General features: G+C 70.0%; 24 protein-coding genes. 11 read left to right on the top strand and 13 right to left on the bottom strand.

Translation table 11 applies throughout. The features are described 5' to 3' along the window. Window positions 1-64: 64 nt before the first annotated feature. On the bottom strand, window positions 65-994 hold the full coding sequence (locus H4N64_RS18460; RefSeq protein ID WP_186283450.1) for a metallophosphoesterase: 930 nt from the start codon (window positions 992-994) through the stop codon (window positions 65-67). 109 nt (window positions 995-1,103) lie between these two features. On the opposite strand from H4N64_RS18460, the gene H4N64_RS18455 reads away from it, so the two are divergent. Then, window positions 1,104-1,568 (top strand): GatB/YqeY domain-containing protein, encoded by a 465-nt coding sequence (locus H4N64_RS18455; protein ID WP_186283449.1) that lies wholly within the window; start codon window positions 1,104-1,106, stop codon window positions 1,566-1,568. 123 nt (window positions 1,569-1,691) lie between these two features. Here H4N64_RS18455 and H4N64_RS18450 read toward each other — a convergent pair whose 3' ends face one another. After that, window positions 1,692-3,974 (bottom strand): transglycosylase domain-containing protein, encoded by a 2,283-nt coding sequence (locus H4N64_RS18450; RefSeq protein ID WP_186283448.1) that lies wholly within the window; start codon window positions 3,972-3,974, stop codon window positions 1,692-1,694. Between the two features lie 407 nt (window positions 3,975-4,381). Here H4N64_RS18450 and wblA point away from each other — a divergent pair, with 407 nt between their 5' ends. After that, window positions 4,382-4,720, top strand: coding sequence for a transcriptional regulator WblA (gene wblA / locus H4N64_RS18445; RefSeq protein ID WP_067033339.1), 339 nt, complete (start codon window positions 4,382-4,384; stop codon window positions 4,718-4,720). A 13-nt stretch (window positions 4,721-4,733) separates the two neighbouring features. Here the strand turns inward: wblA and bagB are convergent, their stop codons facing one another. Beyond that, window positions 4,734-6,125 carry an ATPase BagB gene (bagB, locus tag H4N64_RS18440; RefSeq protein ID WP_186283447.1) on the bottom strand — a complete coding sequence of 464 codons (1,392 nt, stop codon included), beginning with the start codon at window positions 6,123-6,125 and terminating at the stop codon, window positions 4,734-4,736. After that, window positions 6,122-7,099, bottom strand: a complete 978-nt coding sequence (gene bagA, locus H4N64_RS18435; protein WP_186283446.1) for an ATPase BagA — start codon at window positions 7,097-7,099, stop codon at window positions 6,122-6,124. Before bagA ends, bagB begins: the two co-directional genes overlap by 4 nt. A gap of 95 nt (window positions 7,100-7,194) precedes the next feature. On the opposite strand from bagA, the gene H4N64_RS18430 reads away from it, so the two are divergent. The 4 genes from H4N64_RS18430 to H4N64_RS18415 all read left to right on the top strand — a co-directional run bounded on the left by H4N64_RS18430 (window position 7,195) and on the right by H4N64_RS18415 (window position 9,629). Further along, window positions 7,195-7,356 carry a DUF4177 domain-containing protein gene (locus H4N64_RS18430; RefSeq protein WP_003975360.1) on the top strand — a complete coding sequence of 54 codons (162 nt, stop codon included), beginning with the start codon at window positions 7,195-7,197 and terminating at the stop codon, window positions 7,354-7,356. After that, window positions 7,353-7,820 carry an Atu1372/SO_1960 family protein gene (locus tag H4N64_RS18425; RefSeq protein WP_186283445.1) on the top strand — a complete coding sequence of 156 codons (468 nt, stop codon included), beginning with the start codon at window positions 7,353-7,355 and terminating at the stop codon, window positions 7,818-7,820. Before H4N64_RS18430 ends, H4N64_RS18425 begins: the two co-directional genes overlap by 4 nt. 103 nt (window positions 7,821-7,923) lie before the next feature. Beyond that, window positions 7,924-8,802 carry an NUDIX hydrolase gene (locus H4N64_RS18420; protein ID WP_186283444.1) on the top strand — a complete coding sequence of 293 codons (879 nt, stop codon included), beginning with the start codon at window positions 7,924-7,926 and terminating at the stop codon, window positions 8,800-8,802. Further along, window positions 8,799-9,629 (top strand): MBL fold metallo-hydrolase, encoded by an 831-nt coding sequence (locus H4N64_RS18415; protein ID WP_186283443.1) that lies wholly within the window; start codon window positions 8,799-8,801, stop codon window positions 9,627-9,629. The genes H4N64_RS18420 and H4N64_RS18415 overlap by 4 nt, the downstream gene beginning before the upstream one ends. Here the strand turns inward: H4N64_RS18415 and H4N64_RS18410 are convergent. After that, entirely contained in the window at window positions 9,626-10,444 is an 819-nt protein-coding gene (locus tag H4N64_RS18410) for a nucleotidyltransferase domain-containing protein (protein ID WP_186283442.1), read from the bottom strand. The two genes, H4N64_RS18415 and H4N64_RS18410, sit on opposite strands and share 4 nt — an antisense overlap. Window positions 10,445-10,530: 86 nt before the next feature. Beyond that, entirely contained in the window at window positions 10,531-11,205 is a 675-nt protein-coding gene (locus H4N64_RS18405; protein ID WP_015658871.1) for a Crp/Fnr family transcriptional regulator, read from the bottom strand. 351 nt (window positions 11,206-11,556) lie between these two features. Here H4N64_RS18405 and nth point away from each other — a divergent pair, with 351 nt between their 5' ends. The 3 genes from nth (at window position 11,557) to H4N64_RS18390 (ending at window position 14,475) form a co-directional block, all read left to right on the top strand. Further along, on the top strand, window positions 11,557-12,390 hold the full coding sequence (nth, locus tag H4N64_RS18400) for an endonuclease III (protein WP_186283533.1): 834 nt from the start codon (window positions 11,557-11,559) through the stop codon (window positions 12,388-12,390). Window positions 12,391-12,517: 127 nt separating this feature from the next. Next, window positions 12,518-13,213, top strand: a complete 696-nt coding sequence (locus H4N64_RS18395) for an NUDIX hydrolase (protein WP_186283441.1) — start codon at window positions 12,518-12,520, stop codon at window positions 13,211-13,213. Window positions 13,214-13,275: 62 nt separating this feature from the next. After that, a complete protein-coding gene (locus H4N64_RS18390; protein ID WP_186283440.1) occupies window positions 13,276-14,475 on the top strand; it encodes a MarP family serine protease in 1,200 nt (399 codons plus the stop codon). 12 nt (window positions 14,476-14,487) lie between these two features. Here the strand turns inward: H4N64_RS18390 and H4N64_RS45130 are convergent, their stop codons facing one another. The 6 genes from H4N64_RS45130 to H4N64_RS18365 form a co-directional block, all read right to left on the bottom strand. Next, window positions 14,488-14,670, bottom strand: a complete 183-nt coding sequence (locus tag H4N64_RS45130; RefSeq protein WP_260859787.1) for a hypothetical protein — start codon at window positions 14,668-14,670, stop codon at window positions 14,488-14,490. Between the two features lie 127 nt (window positions 14,671-14,797). Continuing rightward, window positions 14,798-15,739, bottom strand: a complete 942-nt coding sequence (locus H4N64_RS18385) for an alpha/beta fold hydrolase (RefSeq protein WP_186283439.1) — start codon at window positions 15,737-15,739, stop codon at window positions 14,798-14,800. Then, on the bottom strand, window positions 15,736-16,227 hold the full coding sequence (locus tag H4N64_RS18380; protein WP_186283438.1) for a phage holin family protein: 492 nt from the start codon (window positions 16,225-16,227) through the stop codon (window positions 15,736-15,738). The genes H4N64_RS18385 and H4N64_RS18380 overlap by 4 nt, the downstream gene beginning before the upstream one ends. A 60-nt stretch (window positions 16,228-16,287) precedes the next feature. Further along, a complete protein-coding gene (nhaA, locus tag H4N64_RS18375) occupies window positions 16,288-17,718 on the bottom strand; it encodes a Na+/H+ antiporter NhaA (protein WP_186283437.1) in 1,431 nt (476 codons plus the stop codon). A gap of 177 nt (window positions 17,719-17,895) precedes the next feature. Further along, window positions 17,896-19,851: an acetate--CoA ligase gene (gene acs / locus H4N64_RS18370; RefSeq protein ID WP_186283436.1), complete on the bottom strand. Its 1,956-nt coding sequence runs from the start codon at window positions 19,849-19,851 to the stop codon at window positions 17,896-17,898. Window positions 19,852-20,086: 235 nt separating this feature from the next. Continuing rightward, window positions 20,087-22,537 carry a bifunctional SulP family inorganic anion transporter/carbonic anhydrase gene (locus tag H4N64_RS18365; protein ID WP_186283435.1) on the bottom strand — a complete coding sequence of 817 codons (2,451 nt, stop codon included), beginning with the start codon at window positions 22,535-22,537 and terminating at the stop codon, window positions 20,087-20,089. 343 nt (window positions 22,538-22,880) lie between these two features. Between H4N64_RS18365 and H4N64_RS18360 the strand changes: the two genes are divergently transcribed. Next, window positions 22,881-24,155: a polysaccharide deacetylase family protein gene (locus H4N64_RS18360; RefSeq protein ID WP_186283434.1), complete on the top strand. Its 1,275-nt coding sequence runs from the start codon at window positions 22,881-22,883 to the stop codon at window positions 24,153-24,155. 7 nt (window positions 24,156-24,162) lie between these two features. Here H4N64_RS18360 and H4N64_RS18355 read toward each other — a convergent pair whose 3' ends face one another. Then, on the bottom strand, window positions 24,163-25,143 hold the full coding sequence (locus H4N64_RS18355) for an ATP-binding protein (RefSeq protein ID WP_186283433.1): 981 nt from the start codon (window positions 25,141-25,143) through the stop codon (window positions 24,163-24,165). Window positions 25,144-25,241: 98 nt separating this feature from the next. On the opposite strand from H4N64_RS18355, the gene H4N64_RS18350 reads away from it, so the two are divergent. Continuing rightward, window positions 25,242-26,066, top strand: coding sequence for a Fic family protein (locus H4N64_RS18350; protein ID WP_186283432.1), 825 nt, complete (start codon window positions 25,242-25,244; stop codon window positions 26,064-26,066). The last annotated feature ends 41 nt before the right edge of the window (window positions 26,067-26,107 follow it).

Here is a 26,107-nt window from a genome sequence, read left to right as displayed (position 1 = left end):
GGGTTACCTTCCCATGGCCCCCATGGCCCCCATGGCCCCCATGGCCCCCATGGCCCGCACACCCCTATCCCGCCGCCTCCACCAGCGTCAGCAGCGTCGCCTCCGGCGGGCACGCGAACCGGAACGGCGTGTAGCGGTTCGTCCCGCAGCCCGCCGAGACGTGCAGGTACGCCGTACGGCCGTCCGCCCTGTGCGTCGAGAGCCCCTTCACCCGCTCCGTGTCCAGGTCGCAGTTGGTGACGAGGGCCCCGTAGAAGGGGACGCACAGCTGGCCCCCGTGCGTGTGGCCGGCCAGGACCAGGGGGTAGTCGTCCGCCGTGAAGGCGTCCAGGACGCGGAGATACGGCGCGTGCACCACGCCCATCGAGAAGTCCGCCGTACCGGACGGGCCGCCCGCGACCTCGTCGTACCGGTCCCTCCTGATGTGCGGGTCGTCCAGGCCCGTCAGCTCCACCGACACGCCGTCGACCTTCAGGGTGCCGCGCGTGTTGGTGAGGTTCACCCAGCCCGCCGTGTCGAAGCCGTCCCGCAGGTTCTCCCACGGGTTGTGGATCGCGCCGACCGCCGGCGGGTTGCCGTTCAGACCGTGCCGGCCCTGCGCCTTCTCCAGGAGGTAGAGGGCGGGGTTACGGAGCTTGGGGCCGTAGTAGTCGTTGGAGCCGAAGACGTACGCCCCGGGGAACTCCATCAGCGGGCCCAGCGCGTCCAGGACCTCCGGCACGCCCTCGGGGTCCGAGAGGTTGTCGCCCGTGTTGATCACGAAGTCGGGGCGCAGGCCCGCCAGCGAGCGCAGCCAGCGCTGCTTCTTGCGCTGACCGCTCACCATGTGGATGTCGGAGACCTGGAGCACGCGCAGCGGGCGCATACCCGCGGGGAGGACGGGGACCGTCACCCGTCGCAGGCGGAAGGAGCGGGCCTCGAAACCCGCCGAATACAACACACCGGCGGCGCCAGCCGCCGCGATCCCCAGAGGTACTCCGTATCGCGCGCGCATGCCTCCATCGTGTCAGACCGCGCCCAACTCCCGTGCCCGACCGCCCCTCAAGGGCCCCATGGGGAAATCAACGGGCGTTCTGTCACCCGTACCTGCGACAATCGACCGCATGACCACGCTCAAGTCGAAGCTTCAGGAAGACCTCAACGCCGCGATCAAGGAGCGCGACGAGCTGCGCTCCTCGACGCTCCGGCTGACGCTCGCCGCGATCACCAAGGAGGAGGTCGCGGGCAAGGAGAAGCGCGTGCTCTCCGACGACGAGGTTCTCAAGGTGATCACCAAGGAGGCGAAGAAGCGTCGCGAGGCCGCGGACGCCTTCGCGCAGGGTGGTCGTGCCGAGTCGGCCGAGAGGGAGAAGGCGGAGGGCGAGGTGCTTGCCGCGTACCTGCCCAAGCAGCTCGGCGACGAGGAGCTGGAGCGGATCGTCGCCCAGGCCGTCGAGGAGGCCAAGGCGGCCGGAGCCGAGGGCCCGCGGGCCATGGGTGCGGTCATGAAGATCGTGAACCCGAAGGTGGCGGGTCAGGCGGAGGGCGGCCGCGTCGCCGCCGCCGTGAAGAAGCTCCTCGCGGGCTGACCGGCGGCCACAAAGGCACGCCCATAAAGGCCTACGGCCCGTTCAAGGCCTACGGCCCCTTCCCCTCCGTAAAGGGAAAGGGGCCGCAGTCGTCCCAGCCGATCTCAGTCGCCCCAGCTGGCCTCAGTCCCGCCCGCCATTGCCGTTCCCGCTGTTCGTCTGCCCCTGGAAGAAGTCCTCCGGGATGGAGTACGACGGGGTCGGGGTCGTACCCCCGTCGGTTCCGGTGCTCGTACCGCCGTCGACCAGACCGCCGATCAGACCACCGTTGCCGTTGCCGTTGTTGCCGTTCTCGTCGCCATTGCCGTTGTCATCGTCGCCGCGGTCCCGGTCGCCCTTGTCGCTGCTCGGGATGTTGACGAGGCTGAACTCGGGCGCCTCCTTGCCCTCCAGCGCGCCGGTCATCATGTCGCGCCAGATCGGGCCGGGCACCTGGCCACCGAAGACCTTGTCGTGCCAGACGCCGCCGATCGTGATGTCCTGCATCTTCCGCTTGTGCGCGGGGTCGCCGACCCAGACGGCACCGGCCATGTTCGGGGTGTAGCCCACGAACCAGGCGGCGTACCGCTCGTCCGTCGTACCGGTCTTACCGGCGCTCGGGCGGCCGCTGAGGCCCGCCTGCTGGCCCGTACCGTCCTCGACCACGCCCCGCAGCAGGGTGTTGATGGTGTCGGCGGTCTTCTCGGACATCGCCCGCGAGCAGGTCGACTTCGGGACCTCAAGGGAATTGGTCTTGCCACCGACGCGCTGGGTGATCGACTCGATGGCGATCGGTGTGCAGTACATGCCGCGCGAGGCGAAGGTGGCGTAGCCGTTCGCCATGGTCAGCGGGGACATCTCCTGGGTGCCGAGGGCGATGGAGGGGGCCTGCTGCATCTTGCCGCCGTCCGCGCGCTCGACGCCCATCTTCTCGGCCATCTCGGTCACCGGGCAGATGCCGATGTCGCTGATCATCTCGACGTAGTAGGTGTTGACCGACTTCGCGGTCGCTTCCTTCATGTCGTACGGGCCGACCTCGGACTCGTTCTCGTTGGTGAGCGAGACGCCCTGTTCGTTCCAGGTCTTGCCGTCACAGGCCGAGACCGGGCTCGGGTAGTCCATCTTGTACGGCGACGCGTACACCTTGTTCGCCGGCATGCCGCCCTCGATGGCCGCCGCGGCCACGATCGGCTTGAAGGTCGAACCGGGCTGGTAGCCCGCGCCGCCGCCCATGGCCGCGTCGACGGAGAGGTTGATCTGCGTCTCGTTCTTGCCGAAGCCGTACGGGCGGGACTGGCCCATGGCGAGGATCTTGCCGGTGCCGGGTTCGACGATGGTCGCCGCGGTCGCCACGTCGTCGCTCTGGTTGACGTGGTCCTTGACCGACTGCTGGACCGACTCCTGGGCCTGCGGGTCGAGGGTGGTCTGGATGGTCAGACCGCCCTGGTTCCAGATCTTGGCCCGGGCCTCCTTGGACTTGGCGAAGACCGGGTCGCTCAGAAAGGCCGCCCGGACGTAGTCGCAGAAGAAGCCCGCGCCCTTCACGGCGGTGATGCAGCCGTTCTTGGGCTTGCTGACCTTCAGGCCCAGCGGCTTCTCGGCGGCCTTGTCGGCCTCCGCCTGGGAGACGTCGCCGACTTCGGCCATGCGCTGGAGCACGGTGTTGCGCCGCTTGATGGCCTCGGTCTCGTCGTTGACCGGGTCGTAGCGCGACGGCGACTGGACGATGCCGGCGAGCAGCGCGGCCTCCTGGAGCTGGAGGTCCTTCGCCGACTTGGAGAAGTAACGCTGGGCCGCGGCCTCGACACCGTAGGCCTGCTGGCCGAAGAACGTGATGTTCAGGTAGTTCTCAAGGATCTTCTTCTTGCCCAGCTCCTCCTCGACCTGGATCGCGTACTTCAGTTCGCGGATCTTGCGGCCAAGGGTCTGCTGGGTGGCCTGCGCGACCTTCGTCGGGTCGTCGCCGGCCTCCTCCACGAAGACGTTCTTCACGTACTGCTGGGTGAGCGTGGAGGCGCCCTCGGCGACCCCGCCGCTCTGCGCGTTGCGGTTCAGTGCGCGCAGGACGCCCTTCAGGTCGACCGCGCCGTGCTCGTAGAAGCGGGCGTCCTCGATCGCGACGATCGCCTTCTGCATGTACGGCGAGACGTCCTTGAGGTCGACCACCGTGCGGTCGCGCGAGTAGACCGTGGCGATCGTGCCGCCCTTGGCGTCGAGGATCGTGGTGCGTTGACTCAGCGGCGGCGTCTTGAGGTTGGCCGGGAGCTCGTCGAAACTCTCCACCGAACCCTTGGCCGCCAGCCCCAGCGCGCCGACCGCGGGCAGGGCGATCCCTGCCAGGACGGCTCCCGCGAGCACACTGACACCGAGGAACTTGGCGGCCTGCTGCGTTGGCGACAGACCACCGCCCGAGCGCTTCTTTGGCATGAGGGCAGCCTACGTTCTCATTCGCCGGACACGCGTATATCCCTTGGCCTAAGCTGCTCTCAACTGTCACAGCAGTAGGACCACGTATCAATACGTCCGGCGACCCCGAATCGTTCCGGTCGACCATCAACTTTTTGATGGGAACGTGTCCGAATCCGCCTTGAGTGTCACCCGGCGTCCGTTGTGACTCAACAGAACTGTCCCGGTTTGCCGGGATGATCACGCATGTCACCAGCTCACTCCCCCGGGTGATCTGCCGCTTACCCATAGTCCGTTCGGGCCATTCAAGATTGGGCCCGCTGGGGGTGTTGCGCTGTGCCCACCTTCCGTAACGTCCTCAACTGGCGGCGGTGAATATGCCGCTGCCGCCGTGGGGGAGCCTCGATTCGGGAGAGGACGGCGCCGGTATGGGCTGGGTAACCGACTGGAGTGCGCAGGCGGCCTGCCGCACTACCGATCCGGATGAACTGTTCGTTCAGGGAGCAGCGCAGAACAGGGCCAAGGCGGTGTGCACCGGATGTCCGGTACGCACGGAATGCCTGGCTGATGCGCTCGACAACCGCGTCGAGTTCGGCGTATGGGGAGGCATGACGGAGCGGGAGCGCCGCGCACTGCTGCGCAGGCGGCCCACCGTCACCTCATGGCGCCGGCTGCTGGAGACGGCTCGTACGGAGTACGAGCGAGGGGCGGGAATCCTGCCCCTCGATGATGACGAGGTGTACGAGAACTACGCGGCTGTGAGCTGACGGCTCAGGTCGGTCAGGCCCCGGAGTTGGGCAGCTCCGGTCGGCCGGCCGCCAGCCGCTTTCCGATGTCCCGTAGTCCCGCGAGGTCATGCACATCGCCGGGCAGTGCGGCCACTTCGGCCACCGCCACCTCGGGGTGAAGCGCGGTGAAGCGATCCCGCGTGCGCTGCTCGCGGGAGAGCAGTTGCATACGGTCCGCGTGCAGCCTCAACAGGCCTGCGGTGAGCTGGTCGGTGGAGTGTGCACCCTGGTCCGACGGGGCCGTGTCCATGGCGGCGGGGGAGCCTTCCTCGGCGGCCTCGGATGCGTGCTCGGGCACGGGCTCGGGTGCGGTCGTGGATGCGGTCTCGGATGAGGGAGATTCTGAACTGCCGTACGTGTCGGGAGAGTTACGAAGTCCAGCTTTCCCGCCCTCCTGATCGACAATGCGGAACTCCTCAAGATTTTCCGCGGCGGCGAGCGCCCGCTCGGCCGACAGCCGGTCGGCGGCGCTGCCGTGGACACGGTTGAGCACCAGACCCGCGAGCGGCATGTCCTCGGCGGCCAGCCGCTCCACGAAGTACGCGGCCTCCCGCAGCGCGTCCCGCTCCGGCGCCGCGACCACCAGGAACGCCGTCCCGGGCGCCTGGAGCAGCTTGTACGTCGCGTCCGCGCGCGTACGGAACCCGCCGAACATCGAGTCCATCGCGGCCACGAACGTCTGGACGTCCTTGAGCAGTTGACCCCCGAGCAGCTTGCCGAGCGCGCCGGTCATCATCGACATACCGACGTTCAGGAACTTCATCCCCGCGCGGCCACCGACCTTGGCGGGGGCGAGGAGGACGCGGATCAGCTTGCCGTCGAGGAAGGAGCCGAGCCGCTTGGGGGCGTCCAGGAAGTCCAGCGCGGAGCGGGACGGGGGTGTGTCGACGACGATGAGATCCCACTCGTCCTTCGCCCGCAGCTGGCCGAGCTTCTCCATCGCCATGTACTCCTGCGTGCCCGCGAAGCCCGCCGAGAGCGACTGGTAGAAGGGGTTGCCCAGGATCGCGGCCGCCCGCTCGGGGTCCGCGTGCGCCTCGACGATCTCGTCGAAGGTGCGCTTCATGTCGAGCATCATGGCGTGCAGTTCGCCGTCTCCCTCGACGCCCTTCACCCGGCGCGGGGTGTTGTCGAGCGAGTCGATGCCCATCGACTGGGCGAGCCTGCGCGCGGGGTCGATGGTGAGCACCACGACCTTCCGGCCGCGCTCGGCGGCCCGCAGCCCGAGCGCGGCCGCGGTGGTCGTCTTGCCGACGCCGCCGGAGCCGCAGCACACGATGATCCGGGTCTTCGGATCGTCCAGCAGCGGATCGACGTCAAGCCCGCGCGCGGGGGAGAGGTGATGGTGGGCCTGGGTGTGGGAGCGGTCGGCTTCCGGGCTCATGTCATCCCCTGCTCTCGCAGCTCGGTGGCCAGTTCGTACAGCCCTGCCAGGTCCATGCCCTCGGTGAGCAGCGGCAGTTCGTGCAGCGGCAGGCCCAGTTCACCGAGGACGGCCCGCTGTTCGTGCTCCAGCGTGTACCGCTCGGCGTACTCATCGGCCTGCCGCAGCAGCGGGTCCACCAGCCGCTCCGCGTGCCCGCCGCGCCGCGCCCCGCCGAGGCCGGCCGCCGACAGGGACTGCGCGATGGCCGCACGGGGTGTGCCGCGTACGAGTTCCAGCTCGGCGTCGTCCAACACCTGGGGCTGCACCATGTTCACGATGACCCGGCCCACCGGCAGCCGTGCTGCGTGCAGTTCGGCGATGCCGTCCGCGGTCTCCTGGACCGGCATCTCCTCCAGCAGCGTCACCAGGTGCACGGCGGTCTCGGACGACTTCAGCACCCGCATCACGGCCTGTGCCTGATTGTGTATCGGGCCGATCTTGGCGAGGCCCGCGACCTCGTCGTTGACGTTCAGGAAGCGGGTGACGCGGCCGGTGGGCGGGGCGTCCATGACGACGTAGTCGTACACGAACCGCCCGCTCTTGTCCTTTCGCCGTACGGCCTCACAGGCCTTGCCCGTCAGCAGGACGTCCCGCAGGCCCGGGGCGACGGTGGTGGCGAAGTCGATGGCGCCGAGCTTCTTGAGCGCTCTGCCCGCGCTGCCCATCTTGTAGAACATCTGGAGGTAGTCCAGAAGGGCCAGTTCGGGGTCGATGGCGAGGGCGTACACCTCCCCGCCCCCTGGAGCGACGGCGATCTTCCGCTCCTCATAGGGCAGCGCCTCTGTCTCGAAGAGCTGTGCGATGCCCTGCCTGCCCTCGACCTCGACGAGAAGTGTGCGCTTCCCCTCGGTGGCGAGGGCGAGCGCTAGCGCGGCGGCGACCGTGGTCTTTCCGGTCCCGCCCTTGCCGCTGACGACCTGGAGCCTGCTCACGTCTTCGAGCCTAACCAGTCGGCCGCCGGATCACGCCGGAGGCTGTGGACAACGTGTGCGCGAGGGCTTGTACGGCAGCGGCTAGAGTCGGCCACATGACCAAGTGGGAATACGCAACCGTGCCGCTGCTCGTCCACGCCACGAAGCAGATTCTGGACACCTGGGGCGAGGACGGCTGGGAGCTCGTCCAGGTCGTGCCCGGGCCGAACAACCCCGAGCAGTTGGTGGCCTACCTGAAGCGGGAGAAGCAGGCGTGAGCGCGGTCGAGGCTCGGTTGGCCGAGCTGGGCCTGACGCTGCCGGAGGTCGTGCCGCCGCTGGCCGCGTACCAGCCTGCCGTGCAGTCGGGCGTGTACGTCTACACCTCCGGCCAGCTGCCCATGGTGGAGGGCAAGCTTCCGGTCACCGGCAAGGTGGGCGGGGAGGTCACGCCGGAGGAGGCCAAGGACCTGGCGCGTATCTGTGCCCTGAACGCCCTCGCCGCGGTCAAGTCGGTCGCCGGCGACCTGGACCGCATCGCCCGCGTGGTGAAGGTCGTGGGCTTCGTCGCCTCGGCCGCCGACTTCACGGGCCAGCCGGCCGTCCTCAACGGCGCGAGCGAACTCCTGGGCGAGGTCCTGGGCGACAAGGGCGTCCACGCACGCAGCGCGGTGGGGGTCGCGGTACTGCCCCTGGACGCGCCGGTGGAGGTCGAGGTGCAGGTGGAGCTGCTGCCGGCGTAGCCGCGGGCAGTCGTGCAGCTGGGGCGGCACGGGTGGGCTCACCCTGCCGCCCCGACCCCAGGCACCTCTCGAACATCCGCGCGCCCCGAGATAGCCTCCGGACATGGTGAACGGTCAGTGGTACCCCCCGGAGTGGCCCGACCGCATCCGCGCGCTCGCGGAAGGGACGCTCACGCCGGTGTCCCCCAAGCGCGCGGCCACGGTCATGCTCCTGAAGGACACCGAGGCCGCTCCGGCCGTTCACATGCTGCGCAGGCGGGCGTCCATGGCCTTCGCCGGAGGCGCCTACGTGTACCCCGGCGGCGGCGTCGACCCCCGCGACGACGACCACCACGTCCGCTGGGCGGGCCCCACGCGCGCGTGGTGGGCACAGCGGCTCGGCGTCGACGAGAGCGGCGCCCAGGCGATCGTCTGTGCCGCCGTACGCGAGACGTACGAGGAAGCGGGCGTCCTGCTCGCGGGCCCGACCCCCGACTCCGTCGTCGGCGACACCACAGGCGCCGACTGGGAGGCCGACCGCACCGCCCTCGTCGCCCGGGACCTGTCCTTCGCCGAGTTCCTCGATCGCCGAGGTCTGGTCCTGCGTTCCGACCTGCTCGGCGCCTGGACCCGCTGGATCACCCCGGAGTTCGAGTCCCGCCGCTACGACACGTGGTTCTTCGTCGCCGCCCTCCCGGAGGGTCAGCGCACCCGCAACGCCTCCACGGAAGCCGACCGCACGGTGTGGATCCGGCCCCGGGAGGCGGCACAGTCGTACGACAAGGGCGAGCTGCTGATGATGCCGCCCACCATCGCCACCCTGCGCCAGCTGGCCCCCTACTCCACCGCCGCCAAGGCGCTCGCCGCCGCCCCCGCGCGGGACATGACGCCCGTCCTCGCGCGGGCGCGCCTGGAGGGCGACGAGCTCGTGCTGTCCTGGCCGGGCCACGACGAGTTCACCAAGCACATCCCGACCGAGCCGACCGGTGGAGCCCCCGCATGACGGACGCAAGCACCCTTCCCGGCCAGCCGCGGGGCGGGGTTCTCTCGGGCCCCGCCACCCCGCGCGCGGTGAACGTCCTCGCGCCCAACGCCTCCGCGATGACCCTGGACGGCACGAACACCTGGATCCTGTCCGAGCCCGACTCCGACCTCGCCGTCGTGGTCGACCCCGGCCCGCTCGACGAGGGCCATCTGCGGCACGTCGTCGATACCGCCGAGCAGGCCGGCAAGCGCATCGCCCTCACCCTGCTGACGCACGGTCACCCCGACCACGCCGAGGGCGCCGCCCGCTTCGCCGACCTGACCGGTACCAAGGTGCGCGCCCTGGACCCGGCGCTCAGGCTCGGCGACGAGGGGCTCGGAGCCGGGGACGTGGTCCGGGTCGGCGGTCTGGAGCTCGGGGTCGTACCGACGCCCGGCCACACCGCCGACTCCCTGTGCTTCCATCTCCCGGCCGACCGTGCGGTCCTGACCGGCGACACCATCCTGGGCCGTGGCACGACGGTCGTGGCGCACCCCGACGGCCGTCTCGGCGACTACCTGGACTCCCTGCGCCGCCTGCGCTCGCTCACGGTCGACGACGGCGTTCATACGGTGCTCCCCGGCCACGGCCCGGTCCTGGAGGACGCCCAGGGCGCCGTCGAGTTCTACCTGGCCCACCGCGCCCACCGACTCGCCCAGGTAGAGACCGCGGTCGAGAACGGCTACCGCGCGCCCCAGGCGGTCGTGGAGCACGTCTACGCGGACGTGGACCGCTCCCTGTGGCCGGCGGCGGAGCTGTCGGTGCGGGCGCAGCTGGACTACCTCAGCGAGCACGGGCTGATCTAGTCGGGGCGCGGACCCTTCACGCCGTGCACGCGCGCGTACTCCTCGGCGAGCCAGGGGCCCAGGTCGTCGACGTACGACCGTAGAACGGCCGTATCGCCGGTCGGCTCGTACCCGCGGACGGCCGCCGCGCGCATCTGGTCCGCGCGCTCCGGGTAGTACGACCCGAACGCCTCCGCCATCTCCGCCAGATCGCTGGTCCAGCCGTTCCAGCGGGGCATGACCAGCGTGAATCCGGTACGGACTAGATGGCGGGACATGAACCGTACGAGGGGCCTGCGGGCCTCGTCCGAGTCGGCGCCCTCGACCCGCTCGCGCCAGCGGGGCAGCAGGAGGGCGAGGTCGCCGTTGGTCTCACGGGCGAGCAGGGAGTCGGGGCGGTAGCGGGGCAGGTACTCGGCGAGGTCGTCGCCGAGCAGCGGGGTGCACAGGCAGGCGAGGAACCACCCCAGGTCGTACCGCTCCAGCTCGCTCAGCACGCGTACCCTGCCGTACAGCAGCGTGCCGACCCCGTCGATCCGCCGGAACTCCTTGTCCAGCGCCTCACCGAGCATCCGCGCGTCCTCGCGGTCCCCGTCGGTCGGCTCGGCGTGCAGGACGACCAGCAGATCGAGATCACTGCGCCCCACGCGCGCGGTGCCGCGCGGAATCGACCCGTAGAGGTACGCGCTGTGCATCCGCCCCCCGAACACATCGAGCAGCCGGTCACGCGCGGCGGCGACGATGGGACGGAAGTCGTGGGACACGCGCGCGAGCGAGCCCTCGCGCTCGATGCAGCCCTGGGGGTCGAGACCTTTGCGGGGAGCCGTTTCAGCCATGGGGCCACTGTGCCAACTTCAGCCCGTCCGGCGCTTGAGGACGGGGCCCGCCACGTAAGGAGACGGGCCCTCGAACAGCCGTATGGTCAGCGCGAGCGCTTGGCGAGGCGCTCGACGTCCAGCAGGATCACCGCGCGGGCCTCCAGGCGGAGCCAGCCACGCTGGGCGAAGTCGGCGAGGGCCTTGTTGACCGTCTCGCGGGACGCGCCGACCAGCTGGGCCAGCTCCTCCTGCGTGAGGTCGTGGACGACGTGGATGCCTTCCTCGGACTGCACGCCGAAGCGACGGGACAGGTCCAGCAGGGCCCGGGCCACACGGCCGGGGACGTCCGAGAAGACCAGGTCGGACATCGCGTCGTTGGTGCGGCGCAGTCGGCGGGCGACGGCGCGCAGCAGCGCGGTGGCCACCTCGGGGCGGGCGTTCAGCCAGGGCTGGAGGTCGCCGTGGCCGAGGCCCAGCAGCTTGACCTCGGTCAGCGCGGTGGCGGTCGCCGTACGCGGGCCCGGGTCGAACAGCGACAGCTCGCCGATGAGCTCACCGGGGCCGACGACGGCGAGCATGTTCTCGCGGCCGTCGGGGGAGGTGCGGTGGAGCTTGACCTTGCCCTCGGTGACGACGTAGAGCCGGTCACCGGGGTCGCCCTCGTGGAACAGCGAGTCACCGCGCGCGAGGGTCACCTCACTCATGGAGGCGCGGAGCTCCGCGGACTGCTCGTCATCGAGCGCCGCGAAGAGCGGGTTGCGCCGCAGAACGTCGTCCACGAGTTCTCTCCTTGTCGACCTGCTCAGGGGATCTTGCTCCCCCTTGGTACCAGGGGACCGTGCTCCCCATTTTGCCGGACGGTCCAAACAGTGTGATCTGTCACAAGGATGCCGTACAGGTGTCCCGAGGTAAGCGGCAGGGGTCCAATTGGGCGCTGATCTTCAGGGCTCGGGGCGGATGTCAGTGTCGGGCTTTAGGCTGGCCGGGTGTCCAAATCGCCGGTGAGAGCACAGGCCAAGGGGGCTGGGCGGGTGGTTGTACGTCGTGATTCCGCTGTGGGCGAACAGGACCCCGGCGGTGGAAAGAAACCGGCAAAAGCGGCAAAGCGCTCCTCGGCCGCGGCGAAGAAGGTGGCCGCCACGGCCAAGAAGGCGGCGCCCGTGAAGCAGGCCGCGGTGAAGCCCTGGAAGGCCGAGTCCCGCACCGCCCTCGTCCGCAGAGCCCGCCGTATCAACCGCGAGCTCGCCGAGGTCTACCCGTACGCCCACCCCGAACTGGACTTCGAGAACCCCTTCCAGCTCCTGATCGCCACCGTCCTGTCCGCCCAGACCACCGACCTGCGCGTCAATCAGACGACCCCGGCCCTGTTCGCCAAGTACCCGACGCCCGAGGACCTGGCCGCGGCCAACCCCGAGGAGGTCGAGGAGATCCTGCGCCCGTGCGGGTTCTTCCGGGCCAAGACCAGGTCGGTCATAGGGCTGTCCAAGGCCCTGTCCGAGGACTTCGGCGGCGAGGTGCCGGGGCGGCTCGAAGACCTCGTCAAGCTGCCCGGTGTCGGCCGCAAGACCGCCTTCGTGGTGCTCGGCAACGCCTTCGGGCGGCCCGGCATCACTGTGGACACGCACTTCCAGCGGCTCGTACGGCGCTGGCGGTGGACCGAGCAGGCCGACGCCGACAAGATCGAGGCCGAGATCGGCGCGCTGTTCCCCAAGAGCGAGTGGACCGACCTCTCGCATCACGTGATCTGGCATGGCCGCCGCATCTGCCACGCCCGTAAACCGGCCTGCGGCGCCTGCCCCATCGCACCGCTCTGCCCCGCGTACGGCGAGGGCGAGACGGACCCGGAGAAGGCGAAGAAGCTGCTCAAGTACGAGAAGGGCGGCTTCCCCGGCCAGCGTCTGAAGCCCCCGCAGGCTTATCTGGACGCGGGCGGGAAGGCGGCACCGCCGCTGGGGGCAGGATGAGGCGCCGGATGTGGCAGAGCCCATTCGCAGGCTGCCCTCAGGGTCGATATCAGGGCCGATCTCAGGGTCCGGCCCAGGAACGATCTCGGCGTGGCCCGGCGTTGGACACGGCAGGACGGGGGTGGCGATGACACGCGCGAGCAACACAAGGGGCGGGCCGGTGACGCTCAGCAAGGAGGGCCTGCCCATCTGGCTGGACCCGGTGGTGCATGCCGTGGAGACCGTCGAGCCGATACAGCTCAGCCGCTTCCTGCCACCGGAGAGCGGCGCCGGCAGGCAGTCCGCGGTGCTCGTCCTGTTCGGCGAGGGCGAGCGCGGCCCCGAGTTGCTGCTGATGGAGCGGGCGAGCTCCCTGCGCTCCCATGCCGGCCAGCCCTCCTTCCCCGGCGGTGCCCTCGACCCCGAGGACGGCGACCCGAAGGCCGACGGGCCGCTGCGGGCCGCTCTCCGCGAGGCCGAGGAGGAGACCGGGCTCGATCCGGCGGGCGTGCAGCTCTTCGGCGTCCTGCCCCGGCTGTACATCCCGGTCAGCGAGTTCGTCGTCACCCCGGTCCTCGGCTGGTGGCGCGAGCCGACGCCGGTCGGCGTCGTCGATCCGAACGAGACGGCCCGGGTCTTCACGGTCCCCGTGGCGGATCTCACGGACCCCGCCAACCGCGTCACCGCCGTCCATCCCAGAGGTCACCGAGGTCCGGCATTTCTGGTCGAATCGGCCCTCGTCTGGGGTTTCACCGCCGGGATCATCGACCGGCTGCTGCACTTCGCGGGCTGGGAGCGGCCCTGGGACCGGGACAACCAGGTCCCGCTGGACTGGCGGTCGTGACAGGGTGGGCGCGGTGTTGTGTAATCCGGGGGGCGTGAAGTGACGAGGCGAGGCTTGAAGCGGTGAACGTGCTGGACATCCTGCTGCTGGTCGCCGCGGTGTGGTTCGCGATCGTCGGCTACCGCCAGGGCTTCGTCGTCGGCATCCTGTCGGTGATCGGCTTCCTCGGCGGCGGACTCGTCGCCGTCTATCTGCTCCCGGTGATCTGGGACGCCCTGACGGACAACTCCGAGGTGAGCACGACCGCCGCCGTCGTCGCCGTGGTCGTCGTCATCGTCTGCGCCTCCGTCGGCCAGGCCCTGACCACCCACCTCGGCAACAAGCTGCGCCGGTACATCACCTGGTCCCCGGCCCGCGCCCTGGACGCGACGGGCGGCGCCCTGGTCAACGTTGTCGCGATGCTCCTGGTCGCCTGGCTGATCGGCTCGGCGCTGGCCGGCACCACGCTGCCGACGCTGGGCAAGGAGGTCCGTAACTCCAAGGTGTTGCTCGGGGTGTCCAGGGCGCTGCCCGCGCAGGCCGACACCTGGTTCGCGGACTTCTCCTCGGTCCTCGCGCAGAACGGCTTCCCGCAGGTCTTCAGCCCGTTCTCCAACGAGCCCATCACCGATGTCCAGCCCCCCGACCCGGCCCTCGCGAGCAGCGAGGTCGCCACACGCGCCAAGCGATCCATCGTCAAGGTCGTGGGCACCGCGGAGAGTTGCGGCAAGGTCCTGGAGGGCACCGGCTTCGTCTACTCCGACCGCCGTGTGATGACCAACGCGCATGTCGTGGGCGGCGTCGACGAACCCACCGTCCAGATAGGCGGAGAGGGCCGCAAGTACGACGCGCAGGTCGTCCTGTACGACTGGAAGCGGGACATCGCCGTGCTCGACGTACCGGATCTGGACGCGCCCGCGCTGGACTTCACCGCCACCGACGCCCGCAGCGGCGACGGCGCGATCATCGCCGGCTTCCCGGAGAACGGCGCGTACGACGTCCGCGCGGCCCGTGTCCGCGGCCGTATCCCGGCCAACGGCCCGGACATCTACCACCGCGGCACCGTGCACCGCGATGTCTACTCGCTGTACGCGATCGTCCGCCAGGGCAACTCCGGCGGCCCGCTGCTCACCCCTGAGGGCAAGGTGTACGGCGTGGTCTTCGCGAAGTCCCTCGACGACGCCGACACCGGTTACGCGCTCACCGCGGACGAGATCCAGGACGACATCGCCGCGGGCCGTACCGCGAACCAGCAGGTGGACAGCGACAGCTGCGCGCTGTGAGCCCTGGCGGGGTCAGCCGCGGGGGTGGCGCAGGCGTACCGAGACCCAGCGGGCCCGGCGGCGCAGAATGCGCGGAATGCCCACCCTGAGGTCGGTGCCCGCGATTTGCGGCGCGGTTCCGGCCCGGTGGGGGCTCAGGGCGTTGCCCGAGCGGCGATTGCGTGCTGCGTCACTGTAGTCGTGCGTCCAGCCCATACCCCGACGTCTGCCCCTGCCCCAAGGTCGATAACCGCCCCCAGGGCCCCCAATTGGCCTATGCGCCGGGCAATTGGCTGTTCATAGAACAGGCGTTCAGATCCGGATACCGGGCGCGTCGGAACGGTCACCGATCGGGTTCGGGATCCTTCAGCCAATTGACCAGCTCCGCGGAGAACGCGACCGGGTCCTCCTCGTGTGGGAAGTGTCCGAGGCCGTCGAACAGGCGCCAGCGGTACGGGGCTTCGACGTACTCCCCGGAACCGGCCGCGCTGCGGGTGCGCATCACCGGGTCGAGCGAGCCGTGCAGATGCAGGGTCGGCACCCGGACCGGTCGCTTCATGCGCCGGTTGAACTGGATGCCGTCCGGACGGGCCATCGAGCGGACCATCCAGCGGTACGGCTCGATCGAGCAGTGCGCGGTGGAGGGGATGCACATAGCGCGGCGGTACATGTCCACTGTGTCGTCCTCCGGCAGCCGCGGCCCGGACCAGTCCCGGACGAGCCGGCCCACCAGCGCTCCGTCGTCGGCGGTGAACTGACGCTCCGGGATCCAGGGGCGCTGGAAGCCCCAGATGTAGGAACCCGCGGTCGACTGCTTGACGTCGGAGAGCATCGCCGAGCGCCACCGCCGCGGATGCGGCATGGACGCGACCGCGAGCCGCCGCACCAGCTTGGGGCGCATCACGGCCGCCGTCCACGCCAGATAGCCGCCCAGGTCGTGGCCGACGAGGGCGGCGTCCGGCTCGCCGAGGGAGCGGATCACTCCGGTGATGTCGAGCGCAAGGTTGGCGGGGTCGTAACCGCGCGGGGTGCGGTCGCTGCCACCGACACCGCGCAGGTCCATGGCGACGGCCCGGAACCCGGCGTCGGCGAGCGCCGGCAGCTGGTGCCGCCAGGTCCACCAGAACTGCGGGAAGCCGTGCAGGAGCAGGACCAGCGGCCCGTCACCCATCTCGGCGATATGGAAGCGCGCACCATTGGCCGCGACGTCCCGATGGGTCCAGGGACCATCGAGACGTACGACCGAGGCGGGTTGCGCCGTAGGGGTGGGGGCCGGGTCCGTCATGACGTCGAGCGTGCCACAGCCTCGATGGCGGCGGGCGACCGGTCCTCCAGGGCCGGCGCCGGACGCGGGTGCGGCTTGGCCTTCTGCAGGACGCCCGCGGTCTCCTTCACCGACGCGGCGACCTTCTGCGGGCCCTTGCCCTTCTTGGCCTTCTTCGCGAAGGCGACGCCGACGAGCGCGAGGGCGACGGCGATGAGGACGTTCGCCGCGAAGGACAGCAGGAAACAGAGGGCGAGATTCCAGTCGCTCCAGGTCCGAATGCCGTACGCCAGCGCGAAGTTGAGCATCGGCAGGGAGAACACCAGCACGGCGCCCGCCACCATGAACGCGCCGCCGCTGGTCGCGCCGCGCTTGACGTCCTGCTTGAGCTGCGCCTTGGCCAGCGCGATCTCGTCGTGCACCAGCGCCGACATCTCGGTCGTCGCCGAGGCGAACAGCTGGCCGATGCTGCGTTCGGCGCCGACCGGGCTGCCGTCGGGTGCGCTCATCGCGTTCTCCCTCTTCTGACCATGTGGGTGAGGTCTCGACTTTTGTACCGTCCCGTCAGATCATGCCCGACGGTCGTTCTCCTCGCCTGCCCCGCCCGCCACTTCGGCAGGCCGCTCGCGCTCTGCGGACTTCAGTTCGGCGAGCCTGCGGTGCTCGGCGGCCTTGGCGTCATGGATGGCGGCCATTCGCAGGTGGTACTCCGGATCGTCCTCCTCGTAGATGTCCGGGACGCCGGAGAGGTCCTCGTCGCGCTCCTCCGCCTCGATCATCCGGCGGTAGCGACTGTTCCGTATCTTCAGCAGCACGGTCGCCAGGGTCGCCGCGATCAGGGAGCCCAGCAGGACGGCCGCCTTGACCTCGTCCGTCAGGGTGGCGTCGCCCTCGAAGGCGAGCTCGCCGATGAGCAGCGAGACGGTGAAGCCGATGCCGGCCAGGGTCGCCACCGCGAAGACATCCGCCCAGGCCAGATCATCGCTGAGAGCGGCCCTGGTGAAGCGGGCGGTGAGCCACGTACCGCCGAAGATGCCGAGCGCCTTGCCGATGACGAGTCCGAGGACGACGCCCAGGGTCTCCGGCCGGGTGAACACCTCGCCGATCGCTCCGCCGGAGACGGCGACACCGGCATTGAACAGGGCGAACAGCGGCACGGCCAGGCCCGCCGAGAACGGCCGGACCAGGTGCTCGATGTGCTCGCCGGGGGAGTGCTGCTCGCCTTCGTGCCGGGCGCAGCGCAGCATCAGGCCCATGGCGACACCGGCGATGGTGGCGTGGACGCCGCTGTTGTACATCAGCGCCCAGATGACGAGCGCGAGCGGGACGTAGACGTACCAGCCGCGTACGCCCTTGCGCAGCAGCAGCCAGAAGACGGCCAGGCCGAGGAAGGCGCCACCGAGCGCGGCGAAGTCGAGGTCGTCGGTGAAGAAGACCGCGATGATCAGGATGGCGAAGAGGTCGTCGACGACGGCGAGGGTGAGCAGGAAGGCGCGCAGCGCGCTCGGCAGGGAGGTGCCGATGACAGCGAGCACGGCGAGCGCGAAGGCGATGTCGGTGGCGGTGGGCACGGCCCAGCCGCTCAGGGAGCCATCGCCGGTGATGTTGGTGAGGGTGTAGACGAGCGCCGGTACGGCCATCCCGCACAGCGCGGCCACCACCGGCAGTACGGCGGCCTTGGGGTCCCGGAGATCACCGGCGACCAGCTCACGCTTGAGCTCGATCCCGGCGACGAAGAAGAAGATCGCGAGCAGCCCGTCGGCGGCCCAGTGCTCGATCGACAGGTCGAGGCCAAGGGCCTCGGGCCCGATGTGGAAGTGGCTGACGGTGTCGTAGCTGTCCCCCAGTGCGGGGGTGTTCGCCCAGATCAGCGCAGTGATGGCGGCGACGAGCAGCAGCACACCACCGACGGTCTCGGTGCGCAGCGCGTCCGCGACGAAGGTCCGCTCGGGCAGGGACAGCCGTCCGAAGACCTTGCGCGGGGTGTGGGGCGCGGACACGGTGACCTCCGGAGCGTGGGCAGCACGAATACTTGCCGACCAGACTTCCCGGCGCACCTTGAGGGGCATTGCGTTTTGTTTAGCTTACCTAAAGTGTGGCCGGGAGGCATACGGGGGCCCACGGTGAACGCGAAAGGAGCGCCCGGCGTCGGGCGCTCCTCTCGCGATCGGGGGAGGTCAGTCCTCGCTCGGTGCCGCCGGGAGCTTGGCCTGGATGAGGTCCATGACCGTGGAGTCCGTCAGCGTCGTGACGTCTCCCAGCTCGCGGTTCTCGGCGATGTCCCGCAGCAGTCGGCGCATGATCTTGCCGGAACGGGTCTTCGGCAGCTCCGCCACCGGCAGGATCCGCTTCGGTTTGGCGATCGGCCCGAGCGTGGCGCCCACGTGGTTGCGCAGCTCCGCCACCAGGCCCTCGGTCTCCGCCGCCGTACCGCGAAGGATCACGAAGGCCACGATCGCCTGCCCGGTGGTCTCGTCCGCCGCGCCGACGACGGCCGCCTCGGCGACCGACGGGTGCGACACGAGCGCCGACTCCACCTCGGTGGTGGAGATGTTGTGGCCGGACACCAGCATCACGTCGTCCACCCGGCCCAGCAGCCAGATGTCGCCGTCGTCGTCCTTCTTGGCGCCGTCCCCGGCGAAGTACTTGCCCTCGAAGCGCGACCAGTACGTGTCGATGAACCGCTGGTCGTCACCCCAGATGGTGCGCAGCATCGACGGCCACGGCTCGGTGAGGACCAGGTAGCCGCCACCGCCGTCGGGCACCTCGTTCGCCTCGTCGTCGACGACCGTCGCGGAGATACCGGGCAGCGGCGTCTGCGCCGAGCCGGGCTTGGTCTCGGTGACGCCGGGCAGCGGCGAGATCATCATCGCGCCGGTCTCGGTCTGCCACCAGGTGTCCACGATCGGGGTGCGGTCGCCGCCGATGTGCTTGCGGTACCAGATCCACGCCTCGGGGTTGATCGGCTCGCCCACCGAGCCGAGCACGCGCAGGCTGCCGAGGTCGAACTTCGCGGGGATGTCGTCGCCCCACTTCATGAACGTACGAATGGCTGTGGGTGCCGTGTAGAGGATCGTCACCCCGTACTTCTGCACGATCTCCCAGAACCGGCCCTGGTGCGGGGTGTCCGGCGTGCCCTCGTACATGACCTGGGTGGCGCCGTTGGCGAGCGGTCCGTAGACGATGTACGAGTGCCCGGTGACCCAGCCGACGTCGGCGGTGCACCAGTACACGTCGGTCTCCGGCTTGAGGTCGAAGACGGCGTGGTGGGTGTAGGACGCCTGGGTGAGGTAGCCGCCGGAGGTGTGCAGGATGCCCTTCGGCTTACCGGTGGTCCCCGAGGTGTAGAGGATGAACAGCGGGTGCTCGGCCTCGAAGGCCTCCGGTGTGTGCTCGGCGCTCTGCCGCCCGACGATGTCGTGCCACCACACGTCCCGGCCCTCGTCCCAGGCGACCTCCTGGCCGGTGCGCTGGACCACGAGCACATGCTCGACGTTGTCGACCTTGGCGATGGCCCCGTCCACGGCCGGCTTCAGCGCGGACGGCTTGCCCCGCCGGTAGCCGCCGTCGGAGGTGATCACCACCTTGGCGTCGGCGTCCTGGATACGGGTCGCGAGCGCGTCGGCGGAGAAACCGCCGAAGACGACCGAGTGCGCGGCGCCGATCCGGGCGCACGCGAGCATCGCCACGGCCGTCTCGGGGATCATCGGCATGTAGACGGCGACCCGGTCGCCCTTCCGCACTCCCAGCTCCAGCAGCGCGTTGGCCGCCCTGGAGACCTCGTCCTTGAGTTCGGCGTAGGTGATGGCGCGGCTGTCGCCGGGCTCCCCCTCGAAGTGGATGGCGACCCGGTCCCCGAGCCCGGCCTCCACATGCCGGTCCACGCAGTTGTAGGCGACATTGAGCTCGCCGTCCTTGAACCATTTCGCGAACGGCGGATTCGACCAGTCCAGCGTCTGAGTCGGCTCCTTGGCCCAGGTCAGCCGACGGGCCTGCTCGGCCCAGAAGCCGAGCCTGTCAGCCTTGGCCTGTTCATACGCCTCCGCGGTGACGTTGGCGTGCGCGGCCAGGTCGGCGGGGGGTGCGAACCTGCGCTCTTCCTTGAGCAGGTTGGCCAGGCTTTCGTTGCTCACGACATCTCCCTTTCCCAGGGTGTCCGTTGTGTCCCAGGCCACAGCTCATCAGACCCGAGGGCCCGATGACAAGGGCCGACGGGAAATTGGTTTAGACCTGTGTGCGGCTCTGTGTGTGGCTCTGTCCACGGCCGTTCTCCGGCAGTCGGCGTCATCCGTACCCACGGACGCTGACCAGGCAGAGTTCAGGCTCTGTAACGCCTTTCACACTCCGGGTCCCGGGCCGGGTCCGCCCTCAGGCCGACAGGTCCGCCGTCCCTACGTGATCGAACACCTGGTCCTCGTCGGCGCCGGTGAGCAGGTACGCCTGTGCCTCACCCACGTGGAAGTACATCCCGTGCAGCTCCAGCGCCCCCTTCCGCAGCGCCCGGGACACCGACTCATGGGCCCGCAGATGCTCCAACTGCTGGACCACATTGGTCAGACAGAGCTGCTCGACCGCGTCGGCCGGTGCCCGCCCCGCCAGTCGCGGCCACGGCCGGCTCTCGTCGGCCATGCGCTCCAGGCTCGGCATCCCGTGCCGCAGCCACCGCCTGAGCGGCGTCCGCGCGCCGCCCGGCTCGGAGTTGAGCAGCGCCTGCATGGCCCCGCATCCCGAGTGCCCGCACACCGTGATGGAGCGCACCTCCAGCACGTCCACCGCGTACTCGATCGCGGCCGCCACCGAGTCGTCCCCGCTCTCCTCACCGGGCTGGGGACACCTCTCCGCGTCGGCCGGGGGAGGAACGAGGTTGCCCACATTGCGCACCACGAACAGGTCGCCGGGACCACTCGAGGTGATCATCGAGGTGACCAGACGCGAGTCGGCACAGGTGAGGAACAGCTGCGAGGGCCGCTGTCCCTCCCGCGCCAGCCGGGCCAGCTCGCCGCGCACCAGCGGTGCGGTGTTGCGCTGGAACGTGCTGATGCCACGCGCCAGTTCATGCCCACTGGGACCGTGGGCGTGCCTGGGCGCACCGGCTGCGGTCTTTCCGCCGGAGCCGCCCGCACCCGACTGCGCGTCGGGCGTCGGCGCGAGGTGGGGCTCCTCGCACTGGTGGTTGCGCCAGGGCGTCCAGGGGCGGCACCGGCAGCCGGTGGGAGCGGCCGGTTCGGCGGATCCAGGTTCGGTGTGCGCGGTGGTGGGAGCCCCGGGTTCGGCGATCCGGAGTCCCGCGCGGCGGCCGGTCAGCTCGACGGAGCCGCCCCGCGCGGTGTGCGCGTTCTGCCAGTCCTGGAGCGTCTCGTACGCCGCGTGGTCCATGAAGGACCCGTCCAACTCCACGACGGCAGGCGTCCCTTGGGGTACGTGATGCAGGGCGCGGCTGAGCCGCGGGACCGCGAGGAATGTCAACTGGCCTCGGACATGGACGTGATGGACTCCTTCCTTCTCGTCGTGGGTGATACGGGTGCGGGTGAGGCGGTGCAGGGAGACGGCGACGGCGGTGGCGATCCCCAGCGTCACGCCCTCCAGGACGCCGAGGAAGACCACGCCGACGGTGGTGACGGCGTAGACCGGCACTTCTCGGTGGCGGGTCACCGTGCGGATGTGGTGCAGGGACACCATCTGGATGCCGACGGCCATCACCAGGGCGGCGAGCGAGGCGAGCGGGATGAGCTCCAGGATCGGGACCATCAGCAGCGCGGCGACTATTACGAGAACGCCTTGCAGCATTGTGGAGTTCCGGCTCACGGCACCGGATTTCACATTCGCCGCGCTGCGCACCGCGACTCCGGTGACCGGCAGTCCGCCGAGCGCCCCCGAGACGATGTTCGCCGCTCCCTGGCCGCGCAGCTCCCGGTCGAGGTCGGCGCGCGGCAGGGGTGGCGCCTCCTTACGGGCGGCGACCAGCTTGTCCACGGCCACCGCGGACAGCAGCGACTCGACGCCCGCGACCAGCGTGACGGTCAGCACGGCGGCGACGATCCCGGCCACGGGCCCCTCCGGCAACCCCGCCAGGGAGTGACTGCTCCAGGACGGAAGATCGACCTGGGGCAGGCGCAGCCCGGACAGGGCCACGACCGCGGTGGCGGCCACCACCGCCGCGAGGGCCGCCGGGACCAGCCGCGCAACTCGCCCGATCCGGCCCGGGATACGCGGCCATACGAGCAGTACGGCCAAGGTCAGGACGCTCATGGAGAGAGCGGCCGGATGCGGATCGGCCAGTTGGGCGGGCAGTTCGCGGACATTGTCGGGGACGGAGCTGTGGGGTGTGCCGCCGAGGACGATGTGCAGCTGGGCGACGGCGATGGTGACACCGATGCCGGCGAGCATGCCGTGCACGATGGCGGGGCTGACGGCGAGAGCGGTGCGCGCCACGCGCAGGCAGCCGAGGCCGAGTTGGGCGAGTCCGGCGAGGACGGTGATGGCGCAGGTCGTGCGCCAGCCGTAGCGCTGGATGAGGTCGGCGGTGACCACCGTGAGACCGGCGGCCGGGCCGCTGACCTGGAGCGGAGAGCCGCCGAACCGGCCGACTACGAGCCCGCCGACGGCGGCGGCGACGAGCCCGGACTGGAGGGGCGCGCCGGTGGCGAGGGCGATGCCGAGGGACAGCGGCAGGGCGATCAGGAAGACGGCGATCGACGCGGACACATCGGCGCCGGCCGGCCGGAAGCGGCGGGGACGGGTGGGTGGCGGACTGTGGAACTGGTGTTCGCGCTCGGTTCGAGTGGGGTCGGTGGCGCGGGCGGGGACGCAGGCTGGCATGGGGTTCCCGTCTCCTCCGGGGCAGCGCGGTCGCGGATCTGGTGGTCCCCCGTCCGGATGGCGGGGGCGGGTCGCGGCCGTGGGTCACGGCATGCAGTGGCGGGATGAATCAACGCTCAGTAAACGGATCGTAATGCAGAGTAAAGGGCGAGCATAGAGTTTCCGGGCAAATGGGCGAATAACTCACTCGGAGGGGTGAAGCGGCTCTTTGATCGGCTTGTCGTACTAATTCCTTCTCAGTCCCGTGCGACCTTTGGCGGCGCTGTCGGCGCTTATCCGGCAGATCACCAGAAAACGCCCCCGTTCAGCGTTGGCCTGAGAGAAGGAAGTAGGTGGGCGGAACATGGCCGCCACCCAGAGGATCGCCGCGGGCGCCGTGGTCGCCGCGGTCTGTGCCGCATCACTCGCCGGCTGCACGAGCGACAGCGGCGGTGCCAAGGCAGGGGCCCCCGGCCCGCAGAGGGCGAAGCCGGCCCAGGGTCCGCCCAAGAGCGCGGTCCGCCTGATCGGCGACGGCTCCACCTCATACACCGGAGCCCAGCCGCATCTGCCCAGGCCCGAGCGTCTGAAGCCGGGTCAGAAACCCCCGCAGTTCGTGGTGTTCTCCTGGGACGGGGCGGGCGAGGACGGGCAGAAGCTGTTCTCCCACTTCCGCGAGGTCGCCAAGGCCAACAACGCGACGATGACGTACTTCCTCAGCGGTGTGTACATGCTCCCCGAGCACAAGCGCGATCTGTACCGGCCGCCGCAGCACTCGCCGGGCCGCTCCGACATCGGCTTCAACGACGAGCAGGGCATCGCCGACACCGTCAAGCAGCTGCGCGGGGCGTGGCTGGAGGGCAACGAGATCGGCACCCATTTCAACGGCCACTTCTGCGGCAAGGGCGGCGGGGTCGGTGAATGGTCGATCCAGGAATGGAAGGACGAGATCGCCCAGGCGAAGCTGTTCGTGAAGTCCTGGAAGACCACCACCGGCATGAAGAACGCCTCACCGCTGCCCTTCGACTACGACAAGGAGCTCATCGGCGCCCGCACGCCCTGTCTTGAGGGCCAGAAGAACTTCATGCAGGCGGCCCGTGAGCTGGGTTTCCGCTACGACACCAGCGGCGTCAACGACCAGGTCTGGCCGAAGAAGAAGGAAGGCCTGTGGGACCTGTCGATGCAGCTCGTGCCGTTTCCAGGGCACACCTTCGAGCAGCTGGCCATGGACTACAACTTCATGGTCAACCAGTCCGGCACCACCAGCCAGGGTGACCCCGACAAGTACGACTTCTGGGGCGACCAGATGCGCGACGGCCTCCTCCAGGGCTTCCGCCGGGCCTACGACGGCAACCGCGCGCCCCTGATCATCGGCAACCACTTCGAGTCCTGGAACGGCGGCACCTATATGCGGGCCGTCGAGGAGGTCATCGAGAACGTGTGCACCAAGGCCGAGGTGCGCTGTGTCTCCTTCCGTCAGCTCGCGGACTGGCTGGACGCCCAGGACCCGAAGGTGCTGGCCAAGCTGACCACCCTGAAGGTCGGCGAGGCCCCGAAGCAGGGCTGGGCGTCCTTCCTGTCGGACCGCCCGGCCCCGGCTCCCAAGGGCGTCCCCGGGGCGCCGACGGCCAGGCGGTAGCGCCCCCTCACGCGGGAGCGGCGACGCTCTCGCCGAGCACGAAGGAGGGGTCGACCTGCGCGGCCAGGTCGACCCCGGTCCGCTCGTTCCCCCACGACTGCGCGTTCTTCAGGTGGAAGTGCACCATCTGGCGTGTGTAGCGCTCCCAGTCCCGGACCTCGTACGTGGCGTCCACGGCCTCCCGCAACCGGTGCAGGGCGCGGCGGTTGGCCTCCTCCAGGAGCTCGAACCGGGGCGGTCGGCCCTTCTCCATGGAGCGCACCCAGTCCGAGTGCCCGACCGTGACGAGCAGGTCGTCCCCCGCCTCCGCGCGCAGGAAGTCGAGGTCCTCCTGGCCGTGCACCTTGTTGCCGACGACCTTCAGCTCGACGCCGAAGTCGCGGGCGTACTCCTTGTACTGGCGATAGACGGAGATCCCCTTCCGGGTCGGCTCGGCGACGAGGAACGTCATGTCGAAGCGGGTGAACATGCCGGAGGCGAAGGAGTCCGAGCCGGCGGTCATGTCGACCACGACGTACTCGTCGCGCCCGTCCACCAGGTGGTTCAGGCACAGCTCCACCGCTCCCGTCTTGGAGTGGTAGCAGGCGACCCCCAGGTCGGCGTCGGTGAAGGGGCCGGTGACCATCAAACGGACGGCGCCGCCGTCGAGTTCCACCGGCCGGGCGCAGGCGTCGTAGACCGGATTCTCCTCGCACACCCGCAGCAGCCGGGAGCCCTCACCGGGCGGAGTCGTCTTGATCATCGTCTCGGCGGACGCGATCCGCGGGTTCGAGCCGCGCAGATAGTCCTTGATCAGCGGAAGCCGGTCGCCCATCGCGGGCAGCGCGGCCGCCTCGGGCTCGTCGAGGCCGAGCGCGGCCCCCAGATGCTGATTGATGTCGGCGTCGATCGCGACCACCGGCCTCCCGGCCGCCGCGAGATGCCGGATGAACAGGGAGGACAGGGTGGTCTTGCCGCTGCCGCCCTTCCCTACGAAAGCAATTTTCATGTTCAGTAAGGTAGGGCGCGTCCGGCGCGGGGGCGGATAAACGTGAAGAAGGCCACTCGATCGTGGGGTGGGGCCCTGGGATGCGTAATGTCGTACTCATGAGTACGACAGGCGCGACCGCCGATCCGCTCGCGGCCCTGGGCGCGCTGCCCGGTGTGGCCGAGTCCGTGGAGTCCGTGCGCAAGGCCGTGGACCGGGTCTACGGACACCGGATCATGCGCCGCCGCAGCACCGAGATCACCTCCGAGGCGGCGCTGCGCGGCGCCCGTGGCTCGGCGGCGCTGTCCGGCGCCGACTGGGCCCTGGAAGAGGTGCGCAGGCGCACCGACTTCAGCGGGGACGACGAGGCACGCACCATGGGCGCCGCTCTGCGGCTGACCGCGGAGGCGGGCCAACTGCTGTCCATCTGGCGGCAGTCGCCGCTGCGCGTGCTGGCCCGGCTGCACCTGGTGGCCGCGGCGACCAACGGCCCCGAAGTCGGGCGACCGCGTCAGGCGGGCGAGCCGGTCGACGAGCCGCTGATCGAGTTGCCGCTGCCGAGCGCCGACGAGGTCCACGGCCGGCTGGACGGCTTGTCCGAGCTGATCATCGCGGGCGGGTCCGCCCCGGCGCTGGTGACCGCCGCGGTGGTGCACGGCGAACTGCTGGCGCTGCGTCCGTTCACCTCCCACAACGGCCTGGTCGCGCGCGCGGCCGAGCGCATCGTGCTGGTGGGCAGCGGTCTCGACCCGAAGTCGGTCTGCCCGTCGGAGGTCGGCTACGGCGAACTCGGCCGCGCGGCCTACCTCGAGGCGCTCGACGGGTACGTCTCCGGCACTCCCGAGGGCATGGCCGCCTGGATCGCCCACTGCGGCAAGGCGGTCGAGCTGGGCGCGCGCGAATCGACGGCGGTGTGCGAGGCGCTCCAGCGCGGAGCGGCGTAGAAGCCCGCGGAAAAGGGTTGCGGCGGTACGAGAATTCGTAC

This window comes from Streptomyces cupreus, assembly GCF_014257025.1.
Taxonomy (GTDB): Bacteria; Actinomycetota; Actinomycetes; order Streptomycetales; family Streptomycetaceae; genus Streptomyces; species Streptomyces cupreus.
Note: the sequence above shows the minus strand (reverse complement) of the source record. Positions and strands in the feature narration are given on the sequence as shown.